21 protein-coding genes are annotated in these 26,206 nt (G+C 33.4%); 6 read left to right on the forward strand and 15 right to left on the reverse strand.

Translation table 11 applies throughout. The annotated features are described in order from the left end of the window. The first annotated feature begins 69 nt into the window (after positions 1 to 69). Positions 70 to 903, forward strand: a complete 834-nt coding sequence (locus BIW12_RS12755; protein ID WP_071185466.1) for a universal stress protein — start codon at positions 70 to 72, stop codon at positions 901 to 903. Between the two features lie 246 nt (positions 904 to 1,149). Next, positions 1,150 to 2,922, forward strand: coding sequence for a MutS-related protein (locus BIW12_RS12760; protein ID WP_071185467.1), 1,773 nt, complete (start codon positions 1,150 to 1,152; stop codon positions 2,920 to 2,922). A 152-nt stretch (positions 2,923 to 3,074) separates the two neighbouring features. On the opposite strand, the gene dnaN is transcribed toward BIW12_RS12760, so the two are convergent. From dnaN to BIW12_RS12780, 4 genes are all read right to left on the reverse strand, one after another. Beyond that, positions 3,075 to 4,193: a DNA polymerase III subunit beta gene (gene dnaN, locus BIW12_RS12765; RefSeq protein ID WP_071185468.1), complete on the reverse strand. Its 1,119-nt coding sequence runs from the start codon at positions 4,191 to 4,193 to the stop codon at positions 3,075 to 3,077. 117 nt (positions 4,194 to 4,310) lie between these two features. Then, entirely contained in the window at positions 4,311 to 5,996 is a 1,686-nt protein-coding gene (gldG, locus tag BIW12_RS12770; protein ID WP_071185469.1) for a gliding motility-associated ABC transporter substrate-binding protein GldG, read from the reverse strand. Further along, complete coding sequence (gene gldF / locus BIW12_RS12775; protein ID WP_071185470.1) at positions 5,996 to 6,721, reverse strand: gliding motility-associated ABC transporter permease subunit GldF; 726 nt, start codon at positions 6,719 to 6,721, stop codon at positions 5,996 to 5,998. Before gldF ends, gldG begins: the two co-directional genes overlap by 1 nt. Before the next feature lie 106 nt (positions 6,722 to 6,827). Beyond that, the gene (locus BIW12_RS12780) at positions 6,828 to 7,658 is read right to left on the reverse strand and encodes an SAM hydrolase/SAM-dependent halogenase family protein (RefSeq protein WP_071185471.1); all 831 of its coding nucleotides are present in this window, start codon (positions 7,656 to 7,658) and stop codon (positions 6,828 to 6,830) included. A gap of 195 nt (positions 7,659 to 7,853) precedes the next feature. Between BIW12_RS12780 and BIW12_RS12785 the strand changes: the two genes are divergently transcribed. Beyond that, positions 7,854 to 8,804, forward strand: a complete 951-nt coding sequence (locus tag BIW12_RS12785) for a PhoH family protein (protein ID WP_035661295.1) — start codon at positions 7,854 to 7,856, stop codon at positions 8,802 to 8,804. A 161-nt stretch (positions 8,805 to 8,965) separates the two neighbouring features. On the opposite strand, the gene BIW12_RS12790 is transcribed toward BIW12_RS12785, so the two are convergent. The 7 genes from BIW12_RS12790 to BIW12_RS12820 all read right to left on the reverse strand — a co-directional run bounded on the left by BIW12_RS12790 (position 8,966) and on the right by BIW12_RS12820 (position 20,106). Further along, the gene (locus tag BIW12_RS12790) at positions 8,966 to 10,315 is read right to left on the reverse strand and encodes a DEAD/DEAH box helicase (protein WP_071185472.1); all 1,350 of its coding nucleotides are present in this window, start codon (positions 10,313 to 10,315) and stop codon (positions 8,966 to 8,968) included. 57 nt (positions 10,316 to 10,372) lie between these two features. Beyond that, complete coding sequence (locus BIW12_RS12795) at positions 10,373 to 11,635, reverse strand: YaiO family outer membrane beta-barrel protein (RefSeq protein ID WP_071185473.1); 1,263 nt, start codon at positions 11,633 to 11,635, stop codon at positions 10,373 to 10,375. Next, positions 11,635 to 14,061, reverse strand: a complete 2,427-nt coding sequence (locus BIW12_RS12800) for a sulfatase-like hydrolase/transferase (protein ID WP_071185474.1) — start codon at positions 14,059 to 14,061, stop codon at positions 11,635 to 11,637. The genes BIW12_RS12795 and BIW12_RS12800 overlap by 1 nt, the downstream gene beginning before the upstream one ends. A 28-nt stretch (positions 14,062 to 14,089) precedes the next feature. Next, positions 14,090 to 15,394 (reverse strand): glycosyltransferase family 2 protein, encoded by a 1,305-nt coding sequence (locus tag BIW12_RS12805; protein WP_232227093.1) that lies wholly within the window; start codon positions 15,392 to 15,394, stop codon positions 14,090 to 14,092. 128 nt (positions 15,395 to 15,522) lie between these two features. Beyond that, positions 15,523 to 16,626 carry a HEAT repeat domain-containing protein gene (locus tag BIW12_RS12810; protein ID WP_071185476.1) on the reverse strand — a complete coding sequence of 368 codons (1,104 nt, stop codon included), beginning with the start codon at positions 16,624 to 16,626 and terminating at the stop codon, positions 15,523 to 15,525. An 18-nt stretch (positions 16,627 to 16,644) separates the two neighbouring features. Next, a complete protein-coding gene (locus BIW12_RS12815) occupies positions 16,645 to 17,013 on the reverse strand; it encodes a response regulator transcription factor (RefSeq protein ID WP_071186402.1) in 369 nt (122 codons plus the stop codon). Between the two features lie 342 nt (positions 17,014 to 17,355). Further along, the gene (locus BIW12_RS12820; protein WP_232227095.1) at positions 17,356 to 20,106 is read right to left on the reverse strand and encodes a T9SS type A sorting domain-containing protein; all 2,751 of its coding nucleotides are present in this window, start codon (positions 20,104 to 20,106) and stop codon (positions 17,356 to 17,358) included. A 537-nt stretch (positions 20,107 to 20,643) separates the two neighbouring features. On the opposite strand from BIW12_RS12820, the gene BIW12_RS12825 reads away from it, so the two are divergent. Further along, positions 20,644 to 20,937 carry a hypothetical protein gene (locus BIW12_RS12825; protein ID WP_071185477.1) on the forward strand — a complete coding sequence of 98 codons (294 nt, stop codon included), beginning with the start codon at positions 20,644 to 20,646 and terminating at the stop codon, positions 20,935 to 20,937. Here BIW12_RS12825 and BIW12_RS12830 read toward each other — a convergent pair. Both BIW12_RS12830 and BIW12_RS12835 read right to left on the reverse strand, forming a co-directional pair. Then, positions 20,934 to 21,698: a TIGR02757 family protein gene (locus tag BIW12_RS12830; RefSeq protein ID WP_071185478.1), complete on the reverse strand. Its 765-nt coding sequence runs from the start codon at positions 21,696 to 21,698 to the stop codon at positions 20,934 to 20,936. The two genes, BIW12_RS12825 and BIW12_RS12830, sit on opposite strands and share 4 nt — an antisense overlap. A 14-nt stretch (positions 21,699 to 21,712) precedes the next feature. Next, entirely contained in the window at positions 21,713 to 22,405 is a 693-nt protein-coding gene (locus BIW12_RS12835; RefSeq protein ID WP_071185479.1) for an ABC transporter ATP-binding protein, read from the reverse strand. Between the two features lie 154 nt (positions 22,406 to 22,559). Between BIW12_RS12835 and msrA the strand changes: the two genes are divergently transcribed. Next, complete coding sequence (gene msrA, locus BIW12_RS12840; RefSeq protein WP_071185480.1) at positions 22,560 to 23,105, forward strand: peptide-methionine (S)-S-oxide reductase MsrA; 546 nt, start codon at positions 22,560 to 22,562, stop codon at positions 23,103 to 23,105. 79 nt (positions 23,106 to 23,184) lie between these two features. On the opposite strand, the gene BIW12_RS12845 is transcribed toward msrA, so the two are convergent. Beyond that, a complete protein-coding gene (locus BIW12_RS12845) occupies positions 23,185 to 23,907 on the reverse strand; it encodes a YebC/PmpR family DNA-binding transcriptional regulator (protein WP_071185481.1) in 723 nt (240 codons plus the stop codon). Positions 23,908 to 24,066: 159 nt separating this feature from the next. Next, positions 24,067 to 25,149, reverse strand: a complete 1,083-nt coding sequence (gene gcvT / locus BIW12_RS12850; RefSeq protein ID WP_071185482.1) for a glycine cleavage system aminomethyltransferase GcvT — start codon at positions 25,147 to 25,149, stop codon at positions 24,067 to 24,069. A 173-nt stretch (positions 25,150 to 25,322) separates the two neighbouring features. Here gcvT and BIW12_RS12855 point away from each other — a divergent pair, with 173 nt between their 5' ends. Next, positions 25,323 to 26,168: an NAD(P)H-hydrate dehydratase gene (locus tag BIW12_RS12855; RefSeq protein WP_071186406.1), complete on the forward strand. Its 846-nt coding sequence runs from the start codon at positions 25,323 to 25,325 to the stop codon at positions 26,166 to 26,168. The last annotated feature ends 38 nt before the right edge of the window (positions 26,169 to 26,206 follow it).

The raw sequence follows: 26,206 nt of genomic DNA on the forward strand, positions 1-26,206 counted from the left end.
TTGGGAATTAAAGCGTTAAAATTGTATCTTTATTTTATTAGTTGATCTTTAACTTTTAAGTAATTAAAAATGAAACGCATCTTATTTCCTACCGATTTTTCTGAAGCTGCAACCAATGCTTTTGTACATGCTTTAGAGTTTGCCAAAAGTGTTGATGGAGAGTTAGTGTTGCTGCACGCCTTTGATTTGCCTGTTTTTGACAGTCAGTATTTTCCGGAAAATTACATGTTGATATATGAATCAGTAGAATTGGCTGAATTTGAGGTTTTTAAAGATGAGTTGCCTAAACTGCACGCAATTGCTCAAAAACGCAATTTGAGTCATATTAAAATGACGCATCGATTGATGGACGGCGATTTATTGCACACCATAGAAAGAGCCATCAAAGAAGATCAAATTGATTATATCATTATGGGAACCGAAGGAGCTAAAAATTGGTCAGATTTACTGCTCGGTACGCAAACTACAGCGGTAATCTCTGATGTAAGTATTCCTGTTTTTAGCATTCCTGCTAAAGCAGTATTTAAACCTATAAAAAATATTGTTTTTACAACCCGATTTAGACCCAAAGATAAAATAGCATTGAAAGAAGTTTTAGTAATTGCTAAAAAAATGAAGGCAAAAATTAAATGTCTTTATGTGAAAAAAGACAGTTCGGATGTGACAAAAGAAACTATCAAAGAATGGGAAACCGAATTTGCTAATGAACCGATTGATTTTAATGTGATTTTTAGCGAAGAAGTCAAAGAAAGTATTTTGGATTTTATCATGTTTAAGGATGTCAATGTTTTGGTTATGTTGACTTACAAACGCAATTTTTTCGAAAATTTATTCCATCATAGTTTAACCGAAGATTGTGCTGCTCATTTAGATATTCCTATTCTGGCAATTCCAATAGAGTAATTTATTTTTGAAAAAGATGAAATATAGATCTAACAGATAATAAAGGATTATTATAAATTAAATTCCAGAATATTTAACCGCAGATTCGTAGATTTTTAAATATAATAAATCTACGAATCTGCGGTATTTTTTAATTTCAATCTGCGGGTTTCTCTTTAGTAGTATTGAGGTAATTTGTATATTAAGTTGTAAATTTTGTCAATTTGAGGTTTAGCTGGTTTATATTTGTATCTCATTTGTTATATTATGGATATTTATAAATCTAAGCTTACTTTTTTTACTGGTGAATTAAACAAAATCAACAAAAAATACAATACAATCAGTTTGTTTCGATTGTTGAGCATTTTTCTGTTTCTAGCTTCAATCTATTTTTACATTCAAAAATCGGAAGGATTTTGGATTCTTTTGGCAGTGATATTTTTTACTTCCTTTTTGTTTTTAATGCGAATTCATTCCCGATTGTCTTTTCAAAGACTTTTAACAAAGGCATTGTTGCAAATTAGTGAAGATGAAATTTCGTTTTTAAAAAGAGAAAAAATCCCTTTTGAAAACGGAGTGGAATTTCAGGATTTTCACCATCCTTATGCCTATGATTTGGATATTTTCGGAGAACATTCCTTGTTTCAGAATCTAAACAGAACCGCTACTTTTATTGGTAAAAAAATATTTGCAACATCTTTATTGTATAAGGCGACTAATGACAAGATTATAGCTAATCAGCAAGCCGTAAAAGAATTAACTGAAAAGTTAGATTGGCGTCAGGAGTTTTTGGCTTTTGCCAAAGTAAGTCAGGACAATCAAAGTAGTTATGAAGCTTTGTTGAAATGGAGTAAAAGTTCCCGTTCGGATTTATCAAAAACGGCAATTGTTCTTTCTTATGTTTTTCCTGCTTTGTTTTTAGGAACATTGATTGCGTATTTGATTACTAACAGCATTATATTTTTGAGTTGTATGTCGTATGTGTTTGTTATTAATTTAATTTTTCTGGGAAAATTTTTTAAACGAATTCAAAGCGAAATTGCAAATGCCGATAACATTGATAAAATTATTGCCCAATATGGTTTGTTGGTAAAAAAAATTGAAGACGAAAAATTTCATTCTCAAAAGTTAATTGATTTGCAAAAAAGACTTCAATTTAAATCAGCCAATGCAAGTACACATTTTAAAAAATTATCAGAGTTGTTTTCAAGAATGGATACTATTGCAAATTTAGTTACAGCTACAGTTTTCAATGGTACGTTTCTCTTTAATTTTCATGTTTTAAAAGCATTATTAAAGTGGAAAAAAGAGCATTCTGAAGCTATTGAAGATTGGTTAATTGTAATTGGCGAATTCGAAAAACTCAACAGTCTGGCTAATTTTTCATATAACAATCCGGATTTTGTTTTCCCAACTATTAATTCCGACTATAAAATTGGTTTTTCTAATTTGAGTCATCCTTTGTTAAATCCAAAAACGAGAGTAGGGAATGATACTCTTTTTTATCCGCAATCATTTATGATTTTAACGGGTTCTAATATGTCCGGAAAAAGTACTTTTTTGAGAAGCTTAGGGATTAATATGGTCTTGGGCGGTATGGGTTGTGTAGTTTGTGCTTCAGAAGCTACGATTCATCCTTTGCCGGTTTTAGTTTCCATGCGATTATCTGATTCTTTGTCTGATAGTGAATCGTATTTCTTTGCTGAAATAAAACGCTTAAAACAAATTATGGATTGTTTGGAAGTTGAGCCAGCTTTTGTTTTGCTTGACGAAATTTTAAGAGGTACTAATTCGGATGATAAACGCAACGGAACTATCGAAGTGCTAAAAAAAGTAATTGCTAAAAAAGCGATTGGTGCTATTGCGACACACGATATTGAAGTTTGTTTGACTACCAATGATTATCCGGAAATTTTAAGCAATAATTGTTTTGAAGTTGAAATTAAAGACAATGATTTGCATTTTGATTACAAATTAAGAGAAGGTATTTGTAAAAATAAAAGTGCTACTTTTTTAATGAAGAAAATGGAGGTTATCTAATTCTGAACAAGAATTTTAAAACGAAAAAAAACCGCTTTTCTAGGAGGAATCGCGGTTTTTTAAATATAAAAAATGGTTGGTTAATAGAGGCACAATGATAAGTATTATATTTGAATATCAAAAATAAAACTTAATATTTTCTTAATTTTATTTTAACTATTTAGCATTACCGGCATAACAAGCATAGTTACTGTTTCACCTTCTTCTAATCCGTCAATTGGAGTTAAAATTCCGGCACGATTTGGTAATGACATTTCAAGCATAATCATGTCTGATTGTAAGTTAGTTAGCATTTCTGTAAGGAAACGAGAGTTGTAACCTATTTGCATATCATCACCTTGGTAATCACAAGTTAACCTTTCTTCGGCTTTGTTGGAATAATCAATATCTTCGGCAGAAACATTCAATTCAGCACCGGCAATTTTCAAACGAATTTGGTGTGTTGTTTTATTCGAAAAGATAGCCACACGACGTACAGAACTTAAAAACTGAGAACGGTCAATCATTAATTTGTTTGGATTTTCCTTTGGAATAACAGCCTCGTAATTTGGATATTTTCCATCAATCAAACGACACATTAACACGTAGTTGTCAAAAGAAAAAGTAGCATTCGAATCGTTGTATTCAATTTTTACTTCAGCGTCTGATGTAGAAAGAATATTTTTTAAAATAGTCAATGGTTTTTTAGGCATAATAAAATCAGCAACGTGAGATGCAGTAACATCAGTACGAGCGTATTTTACTAATTTATGAGCATCAGTAGCAACAAAAGTCAAACCTTGAGGTGAAAACTGGAAGAATACTCCTGACATTACCGGACGCAAATCGTCGTTTCCGGCAGCAAAAATAGTTTTACTAACCGCAGTTGCCAAAACATCGGCAGGAACTAAAGTTACTGATGGATCATCTAAGTTGATTGCTTTAGGGAATTCTTCTCCAGGAGCATAGGCTAAGGCATATTTTCCAGAGTTAGAACTAATTTCTATCGTGCTATTTTCTTCTACAGTAAAAGTCAAAGGTTGTTCCGGGAAAGTTTTTAAAATTTCCAAAAGCAATTTAGCAGGTACGGCAACACTTCCTTTACTGGTAGAGTCGATTGACAAAGTAGCCGACATTGTTGTCTCTAAATCAGAAGAAGAAACAGTTAATTCGTTATTGTCTAATTCGAATAAGAAGTTATCCAAAATAGGCAAAGTATTGCTGCTGTTGATAACGCTTCCTAAAACCTGTAATTGCTTTAATAAGTAGGAACTCGATACTATAAATTTCATATGAAGATTATATTTGTTTTTTATTGTAAAATGGTATCTTTTATTAGAATTTGCAAAAGATACATTTTTACAAATATATCGTAAACAAATCTAGTTTTGAAAATTTTTTATTAACATCTATCTGCTGTATTTGCGCTTTCTTAAAAAACTAAATACGGCTCCAAAAAGTGTTAAAATTAGAATTGGAAGCCCGATAGTTATGACTTGCGTCTGAGTGTAGTTTTCGAAAACTTTCTCTTTGTCTAATAAAGGCAAATCTAAATCTTTGCTTCGAATGTTAATAAGTCCGCTGTCATCAAGCAGGTAATTGACGCAGTTAAGCAGGAAATCTTTATTGTCGTATAAATTTCCCGAGCGTTGATCAAATCCTAATTCAACAGGAGCAAAGTTTTTATCCAATTGGTTTTTGATAATATCGCCATCCGAAATCACAATCATTTTGTTGCTTTTTCCTGTGGATTCAAAATCGTTTTGTTTGAAAGCTAGAACTCTGTTTTCAAATGCTGAATGGAATTTTCCTTCGAGTAACACCGCCATAGGAATATTTCCGGTATTGATGTAATGATTGGGGCTGGTTTCTTCGGCTACAATATTCAAATTGACTTCTGTAGGTGTTCCTGTTTTTTTAGAATATTGAGACGATTGTAATAAAACCGTTTTCTTGATTCCGTTTTTCAAAGTGTCAATTGGATTCGCAAAATCAAATTTGATTCCGCCCAGGTTTTTCACAATAGGATGCTTGCTTGCCGGATAAACTAAAGGAGCAAATTTCCAGTTGAAGGTCTGGTATTGGGTAGCACTTCCTTGTTCTCCTGTGGCTAGTTTTATAGGACTTCCTTGTTCGTCTTTTACAATATCAGGATTGATTCTGATACCGTATTTAAAGAACATATCGTTCAAATTCAAATCTCTTGGAAAAGCTAAAGTTGCTCCGGCATCGTTGTACAAACTATCCATTTCTACAGCTACCTGATCTACCAGCCACATGGTTTTTCCACCATTGATGATGAATTGATCTAAAACTTGTTTTTCACTATCAGAGAAAGTCTCAGTAGGTTTGGCAATAATAGCTAAATCGTATTTTTGCAAGGCTTCTAAACTGCCAACAGGATTCTTGGCAACTGAATCCAAAGTAAATGGGCCAATGTGGTAACTTTCTCTTATTTGCAACAAGAATTTAGCAATTAAAACATCCTGAATTTCTCCGTTTCCTTTGATTACCGCAATCTTTTTTTGTTTCTCTTTGGTAATTTTATTCAGAGCATCGGCTATCGAATATTCTAAATGCTGAACGGAGCCAATTACTTTTTCGGTGGTGGAAGCACCCATAATGTTTTTTAAGAGCGGAATATTCACTTCCTTATTGTGATATACAGCAATTGCCCATGGAAAAACCATTGCCTGCGATTGTTTTCCTTTGTCGTCAACGGTAATGTTTACAGGAGTCATACCTTTCATGTACAACGCTTTGATGTTGTTCATGCTTTCGTCTTCATTTTCTAAAGGATTCACAAATTCGAAAACAATATTCGAATTGTAAGCTTGAAATTCTTCTAATAATTCCTTGGTTTCCTGTTGTAATCTTTTGAATTCGGCAGGTAAATCACCTTCCATATAAATTTTTATCGAAAGCGGTTCTTTGACCTCTTTGATAATATTTAAAGAAGTTTGAGATAAGGTATATCTTTTGTCTTTGGTTAAATCAAAACGATGAAAAAAGTAATTACCAACAATATTTAATACTAACAGAATTGCAATTGTAATTACGACTGATTTAAGATTTCTTTTTTTGGCAGCTATCATTACAATTTAAAAGATTTAAGTTGGTAAACAGTAAATGACAGAAACGCTGTCATTACACTTATAAAGTAAATAATGTCTCTGGTGTCAATCACGCCACGGCTCATACTTTTAAAATGAGCCTGCATTCCTATGGCTGAAATAATCGAAGAAAAAGAAGGAATGATGCTCGAAAAACCGTCAAATCCAAAATAGAAAAAGAAACACAAAAACACCGAAAGTATAAAAGCTACAATTTGGTTATCAGAAAGGGTAGAAGTGAAGATTCCTATTGCAGAATAAGCTCCAATTAAGAATAAAAGTCCAAAATAAGAACCAATAGTGCTTCCCATATCGATATTGCCTTCGGGCATTCCTAAAGTTGAAATTACTTTGACATAAATAAATGTTGGGATAATGGCTATGATTATTAAAAGTACAGCACCCAGAAATTTACCGTTGGTTATTTGCCAAACAGACAGAGGTTTAGTCAGTAATAATTCCAATGTTCCCTGTTTTCTTTCGTCAGAGAAAGAGCGCATGGTTACTGCCGGAATCAGGAAAATTAAAATCCAAGGCGCAAGCGTAAAAAACGGAGACATATCGGCAAAACCTGAGTTAGGAATATTGTAATCTCCTTCAAAAACCCACAGAAATAATCCGTTGGTGATTAGAAAAATGGCGATCACTAAATAACCTATGGGCGAACCAAAAAAGGATTTAATTTCACGTAATAATAGGGCTTTCATTCTTTATGAGTTAATAGTTATGAGTTATAAGCTTTATAAACATTTTTTTTCTACTTCAAAAATCATAAATCGTTAATCAACAATCTATCCCGATGGCTATCGGGACTTAATTCTTAAATTCTATGGTTACCACATCGCGGTAATTCAATCCCAGTAAGCTGTTTGCTGAACCTACTTTAGAAGGATTGCTTCTAAAAATGGCAATTTCCAGAAACCCCGCTTCGTTAAAAATGGCGAGTTGTTCTCCTTCATAATTTTTGATTGGGTATTTGTCTGAAATGGCAATTGCCGAATAATTAGGCAATATGGTTTTGATGTTTTTGGTCTTCATCTGGATTTCATACGGTCGGCCTTTAGCCACTTCCAGAAATTGTTTTTTGTTGATATTGGTCACCACATTTCCAAAATGATCTATATAAATAACATGTCCTTTCAGGCTGTTATTGTCATTGGAGGCTACGGCTTTCATTTCGGTTACTTCTTTGACCGCATTGATTTCTTTTCCAATAACATTCAGTAAACCACCACGGGCAATATGGCAAGCCACTGTGACAAAAACATCTAGTCCTGAAGCATCGTTTGGTAAACGGTCATGTATGTTGATGGCTACAATTTTTTGAGGAACAATCTTTTGCGAAAGCATGCTTAAAATTCCATTATCTGCAGCAATAAAGTAAGAATCGTTCCATTGCATTACAATGTGCTGGTTTTCCTTATTTAATTCCATATCCACACCAATCAGGTGAATGGTTCCTTTAGGAAAACTAGGGTAGGCTGCACCAATGATGTAACTGGCTTCAACAGTGTTAAACGGGTCTATATCATGTGAAATATCAATAATTTGGGCTTCCGGATACTCAGATAAAATTTTCCCTTTTAATGCACCAACAAAGTGATCTTTCAAGCCGTAATCGGTAGTAAGGGTAATTATTGACATATTTTTGTTTATAACTATTGGTGAAATCTAAAATTAATTTTCATTAAATTTGAGATATGCAAAGCTAATAATAGTAAATTCAAAAAAGCAAAAAAGCAAAACAAATTCTAAATAGTAACCAAATAAAACCTAAGGTCTAAGAGCCTTTTGGATTAGATTTTTAATTGATTTAGTAATATTCTAAAACTATACCCTTTGAACGAAAGAATCATCGAGCTCATAGACATCGCTCCAAAAGAGTTTTGGGGTGCTCAAGACACTCATCTTGAAACCATTAAAAAATACTATCCAAAATTAAAAATAGTTGCCAGAGGGACAACTTTAAAAGCATTTGGAGAAAAAGACATTCTGGACGAGTTCGAAAGGCGTTTTCAAAGATTGATGCTTCATTTTACACGTTATAACAATATTGACGATAATGTGATTGAACGTGTAATTTTAGGAGATGTTCAGGACGACCGAAAAATGAGTCCTAATGACAAAATTTTAGTACATGGAGTAGGAGGAAAAATCATTAAAGCAATGACTCCTAATCAACAGTTATTGGTCGATACCATAAATAAAAATGATATGGTTTTTGCTGTAGGACCGGCAGGTACAGGAAAGACTTATACCGGAGTAGCAATGGCTGTCAAAGCATTGAAAGAAAAACAGGTAAAACGCATTATTTTGACGCGTCCGGCAGTTGAAGCCGGGGAAAATTTAGGTTTTCTTCCGGGAGATATGAAAGAAAAACTGGATCCTTATATGCAACCGCTTTATGATGCTTTGCGAGATATGATTCCGAATGAAAAATTAGAAGATCATATTGCAAAAGGAATTATACAAATTGCACCATTGGCATTCATGCGCGGACGAACACTGGATAATGCTTTTGTGATTCTGGATGAAGCTCAAAACACCACCCACTCACAGATGAAAATGTTTCTGACCCGTATGGGAAAAAATGCTAAATTCATGGTAACGGGTGATCCGGGACAAGTCGATTTGCCCCGAAGAACCATTTCAGGATTAAAAGAAGCCTTATTGGTTTTGAAAGATATTGAAGGTATTGGGATTATTTATCTGGACGATAAAGATATTGTGCGTCACCGATTAGTTAAAAAAGTAATTGATGCTTATAAGTATACGGAGAATATTGATTAGAACAATAGTATAAGTCAATAGCAATAACAAAAGAACTACGATTCTAATTTTTAGATCGTAGTTTTTTTATAGAATTTTTTAATCTAATTTTGTTTGTATTGTTTAGTAAAACTCAAAATAAAAATCCTAAAAATGAAATTTCATCTTTAGGATTTTTTTGATTATTTCTTTTTCTTCTTTTTGGCAGCTTGATTTTTCAGCATGTTTCTATTGACAGAACCATGTGTTTTTTTCTTTGTTTTTGAGGGACCTCCAAGATTTACTTTTTGATTTTTTTTGGCTTTTTCGTGAAAAGCACCATCACCATCGGTTTTTGGTTTTTTCATTAAAAACTTAACGGGTTGTCTGTCTTTTTCAGGCCCAATCAGTTTGATGGAAATTTCGACTTCTTCTGGGAATTCTTCAATTTCTAATTCCATATCCATTAATACTTCGGCTTCTACTTTAGCTTCTTCTTCGCGTGGCGAAATGAAACTAATAGCAGTTCCTGTTGCATCGGCACGACCGGTACGCCCAATACGGTGCATATACAACTCGGCAAATTCAGGCATTTCAAAATTGATAACATGGGTAATATTCGAAATATCTAAACCTCTCGCCATAATATCCGTAGTGATTAATCCGCGAAGTTCGCCTTCCTGAAAAGCAGCCATAGTATTCAATCGGTAATTTTGCGATTTATTAGAGTGAATAACACCAAATTGTCCTTCAAAATCTTCTTCAATGCATTCGTGAAGCATATCAGAAATCTTTTTGTTATTTACAAAAATCAAAACGCGACTCATGTCTTCGTTAGTATTTAGTAAATGTTTGAGCAAATTGACTTTGGTATTAAAATTAGGAACATTATAAGTAATTTGTTTAATGTTTTCTAATGGAGTTCCCGATGCTGAAAGCGTTACTTCTTCAGGATAATCAAAATAATCGTTCAAAACAGCATCAACTTCGTCTGTCATTGTCGCCGAAAATAAGATATTTTGACGTTTTTTAGGCATCATCGCTAATAAGGCTGTAAGTTGAACTCTAAAACCTAAATTCAACATTTCGTCAAATTCGTCAATTACCAGCTTTTGCATATCTTCAAAACGAACCACATTGTCAAGAGCTAAATCCATGGTTCTACCTGGAGTTCCCACAAGAATATCTGAACCTTCGTAAACCGTTTTTTTCTGGGTATTGATATTAACACCACCAAAAATTCCGATGGTTCTAATAGACATAAACTGGGTTAGCTTTTCTATTTCTTCAACAACCTGAACTACAAGTTCTCTGGTAGGAACTAAAATGACAATTTTAGGTGTATGTGTTGTGCTAAATTTGTACTGTTTTAGTAAGGGTAATAAATAGGCAAAGGTTTTACCCGTACCTGTTTGTGCAATTCCCATCATATCTCTTCCCGACATAATTACAGAAAAAGATTTTTCCTGAATAGGAGTAGGAGTTGTAAATCCTAACGTATCTATTGCTTTTTGTAATGATTTAGGAAGATTGAATTGCTCGAAAGTAGCCATAAAACGTATATTTTCTGCAAAGATAGTCTTTTTGAGAGTAATGCGGTCAATATATCCTTACTTGAATCTCAAATCCCATGAAAGGGTAAGTGAGTAAATCCAAAAATAATTACCAGGGTCAAAACTTATTTCCTGATGGGCTATGTCAAATTGTGCTCCCCAGGCATTTTTATTTTTAGAAGTCGAAAAGAAATAACTAATATTGAAACGTTGTGTTTTTAAGTTAACAATTGGAGAGTCATTAGTATCAAACAGGAATTGGTTCACTTCAGGAGAAACTCCCATACTGTACATAAAACTGATATAATTATCGGCATTGCTGCGGTATTTTCTATAGTTTAAAGCTGCTGATGTACTGGTTCCTCCTTCTCCAGGGGTAAAGTAAGGGCGTAAAGACCAATAGCTGTTCCCTGTGTACCAACCAATAGAACCTGTATATATATTGGTAGTTGTACTGTATTTTAAGGTTCTAAAACCTGCCGAAATTTCTAAACTATGTGGCAATGATTTGTACAATTCAGCACCATATCTTAAGTCAGGGAAAAGAAAAGTATTGGCAAAACCTACATTTAGATAAGCATATAGTCCCTTGGTAATTTTAGGGTATAAATCAAATTCTATCTGAGAACCATTTTCATTAAAACGGCGGTTAAAATTATATTTTCCAATGATACTTCCATATTTGGTTTGTTTGCCATAACTCAAAGTATAATACTGCATCGGGTCAAATGTTTTAGAGTATAAATCCACAGCAGACCTTATTCCAATAGTATTTGTTCTTAGAGTACTGTTTAAATCGTCCAGAAATTCTTTTGATTTTTGATCATCAGGATTTTTAGTTACAAATTCTTTGATTGTATTTTGAGCTTCTAATGAGTTGTTGGTGTTTTTAAGAGCAGTTGCTTTTAAAATAGTTAAATCGGAATCATTTGGAAAGATTTTTAATGCTTTCTTACTCATTTCTAATGCTTCATAAGGAGCTTCACTCCAGGATTCATTTTTTATGGCTGCAATCCAGTTCTCTTTATTTTCAGGAGCTTTTTCGATAACATAAGCAAATTCTTTACGTGCTTTTTTATAATCGCCGTCCCAGGCATAAGTAGTTGCTAAAAATGAACGAATTTCATGGTAATTGGGATACTTTGTTAATATATTGATTAGGGTGTCCTGAGCCTGTTTTCGCTGTTGATTGAAGGCTAGTTTACGGGCGGTTTCAAAGGAGGTATCAGGATTTCCATTATATGCAATTTGTCCTTGCATTTGAAAAAAACTGAAAAGAATAAAAAGTAGTGTTACTTTGAAAATTGATTTGTTTATCATTATTTCAATTCTTTTTTGAGTTGTAAGTATTCGGTATTATTTGGATATTTTTTAAGCATACTATCTATGGTTTTATTAGCCATAGCAAGCAGTCTGGTTCTTTGGTATGCTTTAGCTAATTTAACTGATAATTCGGGGTTTTTAACATCGTTTCCTAAAGCTTTTTTTGCAATAGCAATTCCTTTTTTATCTTGATTAGTCCACCAGTACATGTCCATTAGAGCAAGGTAGCTATCGTAGTAAAAAGGGGTTCTTTTTATTACTTCCAACAATTCTTTCTCAGCGTTTATATAGTCTTTGTCCCAAGCTAAGGTTCTTCCTTTTAGTGTTCTTACATCGGCATAATTCGGCAATTCGTTTAGAACGTAATTGCATAATAAGCGGGCTTCTTTTCTTTGACCGTTAAATGCTAATTCTCTGGCTTTAAAGAATATTTGATCATTATCTAATCCTTTGGTATGTTTTTTTATGGTAGCCAGTTCTTCTTTTGAAAATTCAAAGGAAGCTTTGCTGTATATAAGTAAGGATTTTGGAATAATTTTATTTCTTTGTGTCAAATAAGCATTGAGTTTTTTCACTTCTTGTAAGCTGTCTTCAATTGTTTTTAATATTTCACTGTCATAAATTTTTGAGGTAGAAAAATTTTGATCAATTTTAAATAATTCACCATTTGAATATAAATAATCTTTATAAATCAGTTCGTTGATTACACCTTTATTTTGCATTATTGGAATGGTGTGAATATTTCTAAAACTTTTGTAAGTATCTAATCCGCTACTCATCCAGGCTGTTTTTTCTATTTTATTCATTTTATAATTATTCATTAAAAATGAAAGTAAGCTTGGAGTAATATCCCAATGTGAAGAAACTGATTTGAAAGATTCTGCTTTTTTCAGCATTGGACTGTAGATGTACAAAGGAACGTGAAAACGACATAATTTGTCTTTTTGCTCAATTGGAATCAAACGGTGATCACCGGTAATTATAAAGATGGTGTTCTTATAATCGGGTCTTTTTGCATAAGATTCCATAAAAGTTTGAATAGAATGATCGGTATATAACAAGCTGGCATAGATGTTCTTGTAGGGTTCTATTTCTGATTTGGTAAGTTGTAAACTTTTATTGGTACTAATAATCTGATCTACTTTTTTTAAATAGGCTGCTTTTTCAGGAAAATCAAAAGGTTCATGATTAGTTAATGTCATAACAATGTCTAAACGAGGTCCTTTTTTTGTGTCAATTTCACTAAGGGTTTTTCTAAAAATTTCGGCATCAGGATAACCCCAGCTAAAGCCTTCGGCGTTTTTATTTGTCATTTTATAGTTAGAACCAAATTTGTTAATGTCTGTCACATTATCAATATTGTTGTATTCTAAGAAATTGATTCTTTGGTCAAAACTCGATTCGTCACCGCAATAAAAAGAGGTATTGTATCCATTAGATTTTAAAATACTAATTAATGAGCTGTGAGCTGGCAAAGGTTTTAGTTCTAAAAAGCCTTTCTCGCCATAGGGCAAAGAACCTAAAATTGAAGGTAAAGCACCAAAAGTACGTCCGGCATTACTAACAAAGTTTTCCCAATATAAAGATTTTGGAATCATAGAATCTAAGTAAGGAGTAAAACCTCGGTATTCGTTTTTACCAATAAATTCATCCCCTAAACCTTCAACAATTATCATAACGATGTTGGGTTTTTCTCCTTTTATTTCAAAAAAAGGACTTAAAACATCTGGTGTTGCAGAGAAGGGTTTTAGTAAAGGATATTCTTTTTTATAGCTTAGATTGGCAGCGTTAAATTGTTTTTTATTTTCCTGAAATTGGATAATTTGATTGCTAAAATAGGCCAGTTTATTTTGAAATTGTGAATCGCTGGTCTCGGTGATTAAAAATCGCGTTCCCAGGCTAATGATGCTTATAGTAGCAGCAATTATAAGTGCATTTTTTTGCTTTATTTTTTTTGAAATAAAGTGGTTAATTCCCCAAAATAATAAAGGAAAAGCAATAAAGGGAATAAAATATAAAACAGAGAAAGTTTCGGATGCTGTAACTGTGGTGTACATATCCTCAGTTGAATATCCTAAAAAGTCAGCTCCCAGATTGACCAAAGTAGTCAAATGGTATTTGGTTAATCCAAATTGGATAATAACAATTAATGTAAAAATAATTTTTATAAAGGTATCTTTCCAGTTTTGTTTGCTAAAATATAATATAAGATATACAGGCAAAGCAACAAGACTAATAACAAGAACGGTGTTAAAGTCGTTTACTATTTTGTAAAATAAACTAAGTCCAATAGCAGGAACTTTAATTCCTGTATAAATTTTAGCAATGATTTCAAAAATGCTAATGAACCAAAAAGAAATTACTAAAGAAAGACAAGCGAAGCCGTAACTAAAGTGATTTTTTAATTGTTGATTGTTATCCATTATTAATAAGTTGTGTTGTTTTACTAAATTAATTACTACTCATACCTTTTCGAGTCATTTCGCCCCATTTAATTGATTTGTTAAAATAGTAGTCAAAATTCCCTTTTAGTGCCGCATACAAAATAAAAGGATGATTAAGTATCGGCTCTGTAAAAGCAGTTTTTATGAGCTGTAATCCCATGCCTTTTTTGGTGTATTGGTGGTAAGTAAGTTCTTCGGCAATAATAGTAATAATTGAGAACAATACGGTAAAAAGATAGGCAACAATCATAAATAGTATGGCATACGTCCAAACTACATTATTGGTTACAATAAGTATGGTAAAGTAAACCAATCCAAGTATTTCTATTATTGGCGCTAATCTTTCAAAGAAAAACCAATAAGGATAACTAAGTGTTCCTAATGAATTGTATTTTCGATTAAATCCAATTTTTCTGTGTTTTTTAAGGGTTTCAATAGTACCTCGTGTCCAACGGTTTCTTTGTGAAATGAAAATTTTATAACTATCCGGAGCTTCTGTCCAGCATAACGGATCAGGGATGTAAGCCACTCGGTATTTTACTTTTTGCTCTTCCATATAGGCTCTCATTCTCACAATGATTTCCATATCTTCACCCACCGTTTTAGTGTCATAACCACCCACTTCAAGAGCAATTTTTTTGTCAAATAAACCAAATGCTCCCGAGATAACTAATAATCCGTTGAGTTTACTCCAGGCCATTCGTCCTAAAAGAAAAGCCCTTAAATATTCTAAAATTTGGCCTCTGACAATTCGGTTTTTAGGAAAATTAATATCTAATAATTTTCCGTCTTGTATTTTACATGAATTTGCAATTCTAATTACACCACCCGCAGCAATTACTTTTTCATTGGTTGATTCAAGGAATGGTTTTATCATTTTTTGTAAAGCATCCTCCAGCAATAAACAATCCACATCAATACAGGCAACGTATTTGTTAGTACTGATATTTAAACCTAAATTAAGTGCATCTGCTTTTCCTCCATTTTCTTTATCAACTACAATTAATTTTTCGAAAGCCGGATTAGTAGATTTAAAAACGCCTTTTCGAAGCGGTTTTGTTGCAATTTGATTATTGATTAAATAATCTACTTTTACTAAGTTATAAGCGGTAATTAATTTTTCTAAAGTGTCGTCTTTACTACCGTCATTGATTATAATTACATCATAGTTTACATAATGGTTTGAGAGCAAAGAGCGAACATTTTCAACAATATTTAAACTTTCGTTATACGCAGGAGCAATAATGGAGATGGAAGGTGAAATTGAAGAAGATAATATTTCGGTATAGTTTACAAAACTATTTTTCTTCATGTAATTTACCGTTTCAAAAGCTGATATTATTGCTAAAATAATATAAGAGGATATAGCTGCAAATGCAAAGCCGAAAAAAATAAAATCAAAAATTTCAATTAATTGTTGGGGTAGATTTTGAAACATAACTAACTGGCTTTGGTTAATTTTTTGTCTATAATGTAGTACTGGTCGGCATTATTGATTTTGAATGTATTGTTATCTTCTACTGTAATCAGGTTCATGATTTTCATTACCGAAATTCGAATAAAGAAATTTTCATGCTGTATGTGTTCTTCAACAAACGGAATGTCTTCAGGCATAGCCATCTCTTCCATCATTTTAAAAAAAGCAATTTGTTCGTCTAAAGTTCTGTCAAATAAATCTTTTTTTAAGATAGTTACAGCTTCAAAAATGCCTAAATGAGTTACAAGATTAATCGCTTCGATTCTAATATCGGCATTGGAATGATTAAATAGCGTTATTATATCGTCTTTAGCATCAAATTGCTTGTATATTTTAGCTAGTTTTAAAGCAAATGAAACTACTGATTGATTAGTAGAACGCAGCCAATTTCCAATATCAGGGATATGAAGATTGTTGAATTTATTTAAAATTTCTAATAATTGAATCTGATCCCATTCTGATAGTTCATTTTCCAGAACATTTAAAAATTCAAGACCTTCAAAACGAAATAGTTTAACTAAATACTTTTGAATTTCATTACGAACTTCTTTTTTAGGATGATTAATCAATAAGATAATTTCGTCATGTGCTTCTTTAATTTCAAATTGCGTTAATTCTCTTATGGCGCGTGCTACAGTATCCCACTTTTTACTTTTTAATCTTCCGGTAGCCGAGTCAATTAGTCCTGTTTGATAATATAAATTTTGAATTGCATCAGCTGTTTCACCCGAAATATCATCCTTTAGTTTTAAAAAGGTTTTAATGATAATTTTTCTTTTTAAGCTGTTTTCAGCACACTTTTTTAAGTATCGAACTATTTGCTTTTGTTGTTCATTTATTTCTTGTTCATCACCAGCATATAAATATTCGATAAGGTCAGATTCGTATTTTTTTTGATACGTTGCTTCAATTCTGCCTTTTATTCTTAATTTATACCTAAGGTTTTTTAAGTAAAAAAGGAGTATTACAATAGAGATTGTCAAAATGATAGTCCCATAAATACACAATTGAATAATTGGATGTGAATTATTTAATGTGTCAACGCTATTTTTAAGTAATTCTAACATAATAGCTGTTTTATAGAATTATTGTAATAATCTTTTAATACGAATAATTAATTCGTTTGGACTAAAAGGTTTACTCATGAAATCAGTAGCACCTAAATTAAAAGCATTCAGAACCATTTCTTCCTGACCGGCAGAAGAAAAAACAACTATAGGAGTTTGCATTTCCAGTTTGTTTCTTACGTGACTGATAACCTCTAATCCGCTGATGAAAGGCATCATAATATCGGTAAGTATCATATCAGGGTTGTGATCTTCAATTAAATCAACTGCTTCTTTACCATTGACAGCTATTAAGAGTTGATAACCTTCTTTTTCTAATTTGAATTGCAACAATTTAGAAAGGATTGAATTATCCTCAGCTAGAACAATTTTTTTTGTAAGATTCATCTTTTGTAGGTTATTAGTTTTGTAATTGGGGTGTTTTACGGTATAAATGTAATAAATAAATGTTAATATCATCGATAAAGTGTATAAAAACATCGATTAAGTACATATTTTGTGTGTTTTGTAGTTTTTTGTTTATAATTTTTATAAAACGATAAAGCTTTTTTGTATGCCCGAAATTAAAAGCCTTCAAAAACACCAAGACTAAAAGTGCAAAATAGTATTTACAGAATAGTTTTGGATTGTAGTGAAGTAGTGAGAAAATTAAGGTTTTAGATTTGGAATCTGGTATAAAAAAAATGGCAACTTAAAAAAGTTGCCATTTGTCTAAAAGCTAAGTAAAAGTTATTGTATGATGATTTTTTGTGAATGTATTATTTTTTTAGTTGAAATATTTGAAACATTTAGTATAAAAACTCCTTTTAATTGTAGGTTAACATTTTCCTGACGACTTTCTTTAAGAATTCCTTTTTTGACTTCTTTTCCAAAAATATCATAGATTTTGTATTCTGCATTAGAGCTAAAATTAGTATTTGTTTCAGCTTGATCACTGTCATTGGTCATTAGTATAGAAAATGAACCATTATTTGGAATAGGCCAAACATTAACTTGAGTAGAGATTTCTGGATTTTTTTTTGTTGCTGACAAAGAATATCCGTTAACTATATTTACTCTGCGTGTCATTGTTGCTCCGGTATTGTCAGTAACGGTAAAATCGAATGAACCTAAGCCGTTGGCTGTTGGTCTGTATTCTACTATGTTAGAAACTAAAGTAGCATTTCCTTTTTCAACATTAGATAGGGAGTAACTAGCTCCATCGGTAAATCCTCTCGAAAGTTTTTTGATATCAATACTTAATTGATGTCCTTTTGGAGATTCGTAATGAGGTAGAGACATCCATTGTAAATATTCATCCAAATTAGTGTAACCGTCTAAATCATCGTCGGCATTAGTGTCTGAAAAATCTCCAATTGCAGAATTCAGATTAGTTCCTTTGATGGCTTCCCACCAGTTAGGTAATCCATCCTGATCGGTATCCCAATCAACATCTCTGTTAACTACAGGATAGTTTTCATAACCCCCTACATCTGATTCATTGTCAGGAAATCCAGGTTTTCCGGTTACACTTCCTGTGTATGTATAAGTTCCTTCTAATGTCTCTGTAATGATTCTTTGATCGTGTTCGTCAAATTCTGGCTGAACACAACCTACATCAGAAAGTACAATTTTATAGGCATGACCAGCCGTTTGAGTTGTTACATAAGAAGGAAAAAATGGAGTGTTCACAAAGTTATCGTATTGATATGTAGCTCCATTTCTAAAAGTAGCTCTTCTACCAATAGTTTGATTGGTTTCATCAAAGTAACCAGGCATTACATTTCCGTTAAAATAACAACGTTGTGTTCCAGTTCCTACATTTTCATTATCTGCACTAAATGCAACAAATATTTTAGAACCAGCACCAGGCTTGTAATAATTATTTACAAAATTGACTTCTTTCGTTCCTCCGTCTGTAGTTCTGCCTCCCCAATTGTAAACTACATTGTTAGTGATATCCATTCTGCCGGAATAAGCTCCACTACCATCTAATCCACCACCCAGACTCCAATTGCGTCCGTAATTGTGTGCTAATAAATTATGGTGAAAACTTCCAATATCTCCACTTATTGTTCCTGCATAACCATGTTCAGTTCCTGCCGGATAATTTTGATGCCCTGCTGCATTTAAGGCTTCTGAAATTAATGTTCTTTGCAAAGTAATGTTTTTACCTGAGCGTGAACTAAATGCTTCATCAATTGTCCAACTGATTGAACAATGGTCTATGATACTATGATTGGCTCCGGTTAATCCCATTCCGTCATAAGTAGGACCTGCACCTAATCGGACTCTTATATTTTGGACGATTACATCATTTCCTGTAATACCGAAAGGAGCAGAACGAATACAGATTCCCTTTCCGGGTGCAGTTTGTCCGGCAATGGTAACATAAGGCTGGTTTAAAACCAAACGGGAATTCAATTGGATAATTCCTGAAGTATTAAAAACAATCGTTCTTGGACCGATATCATTAGTAACCGCTTCACGCAAACTTCCTGGACCGCTGTCATTCAAGTTTGTTACAGCTACTACTTTTCCGCCTCTTCCTCCGCGGGCAAAACGACCGTATCCTTCAGCACCCGGAAAAGCTAGTTGAGCTGGTCGCAAACGCCAAATATTTCCTTTTACTACTTCGCCGTTGGCTAAAACTTCGTCAACTCTCCAATAGTAGGTTTCTCCAGTATATAGCCCATTCACTGTATAAGTGCTATTTGCTTTAAGCTGATTTCCTTTATATAGTGAAGAAGAAGTATTTGCTGTCTCAATCGATGCTATATCTGTTCCAAAATAAATATTGTGTGATACCGCATTTATGGCAGGTGTCCAACTCAAAATTGTACCTCCAGAGTTTAATTCTACATGTTCGTCATTGTTACCAGGAGTCGGATTGGTGGCCTGGTTGAAAATGTTAGGGGTATTTAACTCGATTCCGTTTAACATTACATTTTTATAAACTTCAGTACCTGATCTTTCTGCCGCAAAAAGGATGACTACATCGTTTCCTGCTGTGGCTTGAAAAGTTAGATAAACTGATTTTGCATCGGCTGTTTTGTGAGCTCTGATAGTCGGAATTACATTATCAAAAACTAAATTTCCATCTACAGAAATATCAATGGGACTAAAAGTAAAAACAGGACTGTCTACGGCATTTAAAAAAGCCATTATAGTATGAGTTCCAGTTTCTAATCCTTTTATTCGAAGTTCTATTTGTCCACCTTGATTGGCAGTTGTTCCTTTTACAGTGAGTCCATCGCATACTAATTTAGCATAATAGGGGGCTTGAATACCTACTTTTTCCCAGTTGGTTCCTAAATTATCTCCTTTGTCTCCAACTCTGGTTACTGTGAATGTAACTCCATTTTGGATTTTAGTGGCTGTATTTGTTGTAACTACCCAGGGAGTATATCCTGGTTCACTTACTTCGGCTGATTGTCTTCCTGATTGGTCAAAATCAATTTTTACTACTGGATTCTGTGCAAGCATTGCGGTTGTTGTCATTGTGAGACAGACTATCGCCTTGACCAATGACGGTTTCATGTAATTTTTTAACATTTTAAGGTTGGTTTTTGGGTTAATAATTCGATTTATTGTTTAAAATTTTTCATTCATAATTTTCTTGTTTGTTTTTTTTGTAAACGTTTACATGAAGTAATAAAAAAACTTTTAATAAATATTTTATACTGGATAAAATTAGATATACAAAAAACAAATTAGGGGTAAAAATTGCTTTTAAAGCAGGGTCAAATCACAATTTGATCCTAAAACAGAGGTAAATTGACAAAAAAAGTTTTTTCCCAAAAAAACTTATTGGCTAGTGCTATACTTTTTAATTTACTTAAATTGAGACTAACAATAATCTATAGTAAATCTGTCTAAAAATATTCAAATGCTCCAAGTTCTAAAAGAGCAAAAAAGTATCTTGCCAAGTTTTTGTTGTCAGGAAATTTAAGATTTGAATCTGGAGTTTAATACTTTTTATTATTTAAATATCTCTCGTAACTTTGTCTCATATCTTAAATTTAATTAGGAAACAAAATGAAAAATAGAATTGAAATTGATGGGACAAATGATGCTGTTTGGAATTCTGATGGAGCCAGAGCAACTTGGAATATAGCTACATTATTGACTATTAAAAAAGATTTGAAAATAGGTGATAGTAGTTTAATTACTCTGCCAACTGATAATGTCGATAATATTGTAAATAATGTTTTGGGCTGTTTAAAATTTTATATAATAAATTTCGAAGAAAATTTCACTTATACAGTCAATTTTAATATAATTGAATTAACTAGAATTGCCAATAATGAATATTATAAAATTGATATTTAAAAACCTTCAAAAACACCAAGGCCAAAAAGTGCGAAATCGTATTTGACAGGATCTTTTGGATCAAACTCCCGAAGTTTAGAATCTAATTCAAAAAGTGCTTTGCCGTCATTTTGTTTACGTTCCAATAAGCCTAATTTTCGGGCTACTTTTCCGGAATGGACATCCAACGGACAAGAAAGCAGAGCAGGGGAAATGCTTTTCCAAATCCCTAAATCGACTCCTTTGTTGTCCTGACGGCACATCCAACGCAAGTACATGTTGATGCGTTTTGCTGCCGAATTATTTAAAGGATCCGAAATGTGTTTTTGGGTACGGGCTAAATGAGGAATTTCAAAAAAGATTTTTTTGAATTCAGAGATGCTTTTTTGCATCGAATTCACTTCCTGGTTTTTTGAAAAGACAGCTTCCAGTCCGCCGTGATTTTTATAGATGTTTTGTAGTGATTGGATAAAACCGATGAAATCCTGACCATTAAAGGTGCGATGTACAAAAGTTTCCAGTCGTTCTAAATCAGTTTCATTGTGGGACATCACAAAATCATAAGGAGTATTACCCATGAGTTCTATTATTCTATGGGAATTTTTAATAATCATTTTTCGGTTCCCCCAGGCAATAGTAGCGCTCAGGAAGCCGGCAATTTCGATATCTTCTTTTTGGGTAAATAAATGCGGAATTTGCACCGGGTCACTTTCGATAAAATCTAAGGTGTTATATTGCAGTACTTTTTCGTCCAGAAAATCTTTGAGTTCGTCAAAATTCATATAAAACAGATGGATTAATGGTCACTAATCATTCCGTCCACCATCACCAGTTTTCTATCAGCCATGTTGGCTAATTCTTCGTTATGGGTTACAATGACAAAAGTTTGTCCAAATTCATCTCTTAGTTTAAAAAATAATTGATGTAAATTTTCTGCTGAATGGGTATCTAAATTTCCCGAAGGTTCATCGGCAAAAATTACTGCAGGCTTGTTAATCAATGCTCTGGCCACCGCCACACGCTGTTGCTCTCCTCCCGAAAGTTCGCTGGGTTTGTGGTTGATTCGATGCGAAAGTCCTAAATAAGTAAGTAGTTTTATGGCTTCCGCTTCGGTTTCATTTTTGGATTTTTTAGCAATGTAAGCCGGAATGCAAACATTTTCCAGAGCTGTAAATTCAGGTAGCAATTGGTGGAATTGAAAAATAAATCCCAAATTCAAATTTCTAAATCGGGATAAATTTTTGTCGTTCATAGACAAAATATCTTCATTATTAATTCGGAGTTCAATATCGTTTTTAAGATTTTTGTCTCCTTTATAGTCTGAGGTGTTAGGTCTGTCGAGTGTGCCTAAAATTTGTAAAAGTGTTGTTTTTCCTGCTCCTGAAGCCCCTACGATCGAAACAATTTCGCCTTTTTGAATATGTAAATCAACACCTTTTAAAACATGGAGTTGGTCGTAATATTTATGTAAGTTTTTGGCTTGTATCATGGTTTGCAGTTTGTACAAAGAAACAAAGATTTTAAGGATTATAAAATGGGAATAGCTATTTTTTTAGAGTATAAAGTCATAAATTTGGGTTAATAAAAAGCAAACGTTTTTTAGAAACCAATTGAGCTGTTGTGTAAAATAGACAAAGACTGTTATGGAAAAAGAAATGAAAATGGAATTGGCAACTTTTGCAGGTGGTTGTTTCTGGTGTACCGAAGCTGTTTTTTTAGAATTAAAAGGGGTAGAGGCTGTCGTTTCGGGCTATATTGCAGGTAAAACGGTAAATCCCACATACAAGGAAATTTGTCAGGGAGATACAGGACATGCCGAGGCAATTGAGATTAGTTTTGATGCTAATGCGATTTCGTTTGGAGAATTATTAGAATTGTTTTTTGCTACACACGATCCTACCACTTTAAACCGTCAGGGAAATGATGTGGGAACGCAATACCGCAGCGAAATTTTTTATCATAACGAAGAGCAAAAAGAAATTGCAGAAGATTTTATTCGGTTTTTGACTCAGGAAGCTGTTTTTGAAAAACCAATAGTTACTAAAGTTTCAGCTGCGACCATTTTTTATCCTGCCGAAGACTATCATCAAAATTATTACAATCAAAATAAAACTCAGGGATATTGTGCTTTTGTAATTACACCAAAAATAGAGAAAGTGAGGAAATATTTTGCTGAGAAGTTAAAATAAGTAACTTCGTAAATTCCTAAATAAAAAAGAGAGTTTAACGTAATGCTAAACTCTCTTTTTTTTATGAATAGTTGAAGAATTAAGCTTCTTCCTGTTCTTCCATTGTGTGATAAACGTTCATTACGTCATCATCTTCTTCAATTTTCTCGATTAGTTTTTCCACATCGGCAACCTGAGCAGGAGTCAGCTGTTTTGTGATTTGAGGAATTCTTTCGAAACCGGAAGAAAGGATTTCGATATTTCTGCTTTCTAATTCTTTCTGGATAGTTCCAAAACTGTTGAAAGGCGCATAGATTAAGATTCCGTCTTCGTCTTCGAAAACTTCTTCGGCACCAAAATCAATCAATTCTAATTCTAATTCTTCAGCATCTAAACCTTCTTTTGGAATACGGAAGTTGCAAGTGTGATCAAACATGAATTCTACTGAACCCTGAGTTCCTAAAGTTCCGTTGCATTTGTTGAAATAACTACGAATATTAGCTACCGTTCTGTTGTTATTATCAGAAGCAGTTTCAATCAGGATGGCAATTCCGTGAGGAGCATATCCTTCGAATAAAATTTCTTTATAGTTGGCAGTATCTTTGTTCGTTGCATTTTTAATGGCGCGCTCTACGTTGTCTTTAGGCATATTAGCTGCCTTTGCATTTTGCATTACCGCCCTCAATCTGGAGTTAGCGTCAGGATTTGGTCCGCCTTCTTTTACGGCCATAACAATATCCTTTCCAATTCTGGTGAATGTTTTGGCCATTGCAGCCCAACGTTTCATTTTTCTTCCTTTTCTAAATTCGAATGCTCTTCCCATTTCTGATTATTTTTTAACGATGCAAAAATATAAATATTTTGTTTTTTTTAAGTTTTATACCGTTGTATATTTCATTTGGACCAATAAAAATTGGTCCAAATGAAATATACAACGGCATTATACCACAACGATTGGACTGTATTGTATTTATGTTTGGTATTAGTTTTTATAAAATGGCATTTTTACCACTTTGGCAGGAACATCTTTTTTTCTGATTCGAATAAAGATTTCGCTGTCAACTGCGCTATTGTCGATGGTTACATATCCCATTCCGATTCCTTTATTTAATGAAGGAGACATCGTTCCTGAAGTTACTATTCCGATTGGATTTCCCGATTGGTCAACAATTTCGTAATCGTGTCTTGGCACGGCACGTTCCTGCATTTCAAAACCGATTAGTTTTTTAGTTACTCCAGCTTCTTTTTGTTTTTTTAAATTATCCGAATTGGTGAATTCCTTGTTGAATTTTGTAATCCAACCTAATCCTGCTTCTATTGGCGATGTAGTATCGTTGATATCATTTCCGTAAAGACAGAATCCCATTTCAAGGCGTAAAGTATCGCGGGCAGCTAAACCAATTGGTTGAATTCCAAAAGCAGCTCCGGCTTCGAAAACTTTATTCCAAATTTGTTCTACTTCCTCATTTTTACAATAAATTTCAAAACCTCCGGCACCGGTATATCCCGTAGCCGAAATAATTACATTTTCGATTTCGGCAAAATCACCAACTTCAAAATGATAGTATTTTATCGAAGATAAATCTACTGATGTCAAAGATTGTAAAGCTTCAATTGCTTTTGGTCCCTGGATTGCCAATAGAGAATAGTCGTCAGAAAGATTTTTCATTTCAACGCCTAAATCATTGTGAGCCGAAATCCAATCCCAGTCCTTATAAATATTTGATGCGTTAACCACTAATAAATACTGCTCGTCTTTGATTTTATAAACCAGTAAATCATCAACGATTCCTCCCTCATTATTTGGTAAACAAGAATATTGAACTCTTCCGTCAGTTAATGTAGCAGCATCATTAGAAGTTACTTTTTGAATCAAGGCTAAAGCATTTGGTCCCGAAAGTAAAAACTCTCCCATGTGAGACACATCAAAAACACCAACAGCGGTACGAACTGTTTCATGTTCAGCGTTTATTCCTTCATAAGTTATAGGCATATTGTATCCGGCAAATGGTAGCATTTTTGCTCCCAAGGCTTCGTGTATGTGCGTTAGCGCAGTATTTTTCATTATGATTTTTGTGTAAATTTTGATGGTGCTAATTTATTGCTTTTATTTTGAGTAGCAAAGGCGTGAGAGTCAAAGTTTATCGGGAATAAATGCCAATGAAAAATACTTTAGAAATTCATTTTATTCGCCGAAATACCACTAAATTAGAGGAATATATTCAAAAAACAGCTATCATGATACCTTCTATTCCTATTGATAAGAACGAAATGCTAAAGTATTATAAGCCAATAGCTATAGATACGCACAAAGGGATTCAGGGACATGCGTTGATTATTGGGGGGAGCTATGGTAAAATAGGTGCAGTGTGTTTATCATCGAAAGCAGCTCTGAAAGCGGGCTGTGGATTAGTAACTGCTTTTGTACCTCGCTGTGGTTATGAAATAGTTCAAATTGCCATTCCCGAAGTGATGGTTTTGACTGATGTGAAGAAAAAATGTATCTCCAATATCAGTTTTGATATTCAGCCCGATGCTATCGGAATTGGCCCGGGAATAGGGCAGGACGAACTGACTCAAAAGACTTTTTTGAAATTTCTAAAAAACAATAAAGCCCCTTTAGTTATTGATGCCGATGCTTTGAATATTTTATCTAAAAACAAAGCTTGGTTTCTGCTTTTGCCATCCAGAAGCATACTAACTCCTCATCCCAAAGAATTGGAACGATTGATTGGAGAATGGAATTCGGAAGAAGAGAAATTTGAAAAAACCATTTCTTTTTCGATGCAATATCATGTAGTAGTTGTAATGAAAGGCGCACCAACACATATTATTGATGGTCAAACTATTTATAAAAATACAACCGGAAATCCCGCCTTAGCAACTGCCGGAAGTGGCGATGTCTTGACAGGAATCATTACGAGTTTATTAGCACAAGGCTACGAACCGCTCCAAGCAGCTATTTTGGGAGTCTATTTACATGGATTAACGGCTGATATTGCTGTGCCTAAAACCGGATTTCAATCTTTCGTCGCTTCGGATATTATTGACCATCTTGGTGCAGCTTTTTTGAGTTTGGAGTAAAAATGGTACACAGACCTGTCTGCCGACAGGCAGGTTAA

It is taken from the genome of Flavobacterium commune (assembly GCF_001857965.1).
Lineage (GTDB): Bacteria > Bacteroidota > Bacteroidia > Flavobacteriales > Flavobacteriaceae > Flavobacterium > Flavobacterium commune.

What these genes read in the sequence shown, in the direction of transcription:
- BIW12_RS12755 (WP_071185466.1), top strand. Translation starts at nt 70, where the DNA reads ATGAAACGCATCTTATTTCCTACCGATTTTTCTGAAGCTGCAACCAAT.
- BIW12_RS12760 (WP_071185467.1), top strand. Translation starts at nt 1,150, where the DNA reads ATGGATATTTATAAATCTAAGCTTACTTTTTTTACTGGTGAATTAAAC.
- dnaN (WP_071185468.1), bottom strand. Translation starts at nt 4,193, where the DNA reads ATGAAATTTATAGTATCGAGTTCCTACTTATTAAAGCAATTACAGGTT.
- gldG (WP_071185469.1), bottom strand. Translation starts at nt 5,996, where the DNA reads ATGATAGCTGCCAAAAAAAGAAATCTTAAATCAGTCGTAATTACAATT.
- gldF (WP_071185470.1), bottom strand. Translation starts at nt 6,721, where the DNA reads ATGAAAGCCCTATTATTACGTGAAATTAAATCCTTTTTTGGTTCGCCC.
- BIW12_RS12780 (WP_071185471.1), bottom strand. Translation starts at nt 7,658, where the DNA reads ATGTCAATAATTACCCTTACTACCGATTACGGCTTGAAAGATCACTTT.
- BIW12_RS12790 (WP_071185472.1), bottom strand. Translation starts at nt 10,315, where the DNA reads ATGGCTACTTTCGAGCAATTCAATCTTCCTAAATCATTACAAAAAGCA.
- BIW12_RS12795 (WP_071185473.1), bottom strand. Translation starts at nt 11,635, where the DNA reads ATGATAAACAAATCAATTTTCAAAGTAACACTACTTTTTATTCTTTTC.
- BIW12_RS12800 (WP_071185474.1), bottom strand. Translation starts at nt 14,061, where the DNA reads ATGGATAACAATCAACAATTAAAAAATCACTTTAGTTACGGCTTCGCT.
- BIW12_RS12805 (WP_232227093.1), bottom strand. Translation starts at nt 15,394, where the DNA reads ATGAAGAAAAATAGTTTTGTAAACTATACCGAAATATTATCTTCTTCA.
- BIW12_RS12810 (WP_071185476.1), bottom strand. Translation starts at nt 16,626, where the DNA reads ATGTTAGAATTACTTAAAAATAGCGTTGACACATTAAATAATTCACAT.
- BIW12_RS12815 (WP_071186402.1), bottom strand. Translation starts at nt 17,013, where the DNA reads ATGAATCTTACAAAAAAAATTGTTCTAGCTGAGGATAATTCAATCCTT.
- BIW12_RS12820 (WP_232227095.1), bottom strand. Translation starts at nt 20,106, where the DNA reads ATGACAACAACCGCAATGCTTGCACAGAATCCAGTAGTAAAAATTGAT.
- BIW12_RS12825 (WP_071185477.1), top strand. Translation starts at nt 20,644, where the DNA reads ATGAAAAATAGAATTGAAATTGATGGGACAAATGATGCTGTTTGGAAT.
- BIW12_RS12830 (WP_071185478.1), bottom strand. Translation starts at nt 21,698, where the DNA reads ATGAATTTTGACGAACTCAAAGATTTTCTGGACGAAAAAGTACTGCAA.
- BIW12_RS12835 (WP_071185479.1), bottom strand. Translation starts at nt 22,405, where the DNA reads ATGATACAAGCCAAAAACTTACATAAATATTACGACCAACTCCATGTT.
- msrA (WP_071185480.1), top strand. Translation starts at nt 22,560, where the DNA reads ATGGAAAAAGAAATGAAAATGGAATTGGCAACTTTTGCAGGTGGTTGT.
- BIW12_RS12845 (WP_071185481.1), bottom strand. Translation starts at nt 23,907, where the DNA reads ATGGGAAGAGCATTCGAATTTAGAAAAGGAAGAAAAATGAAACGTTGG.
- gcvT (WP_071185482.1), bottom strand. Translation starts at nt 25,149, where the DNA reads ATGAAAAATACTGCGCTAACGCACATACACGAAGCCTTGGGAGCAAAA.
- BIW12_RS12855 (WP_071186406.1), top strand. Translation starts at nt 25,323, where the DNA reads ATGATACCTTCTATTCCTATTGATAAGAACGAAATGCTAAAGTATTAT.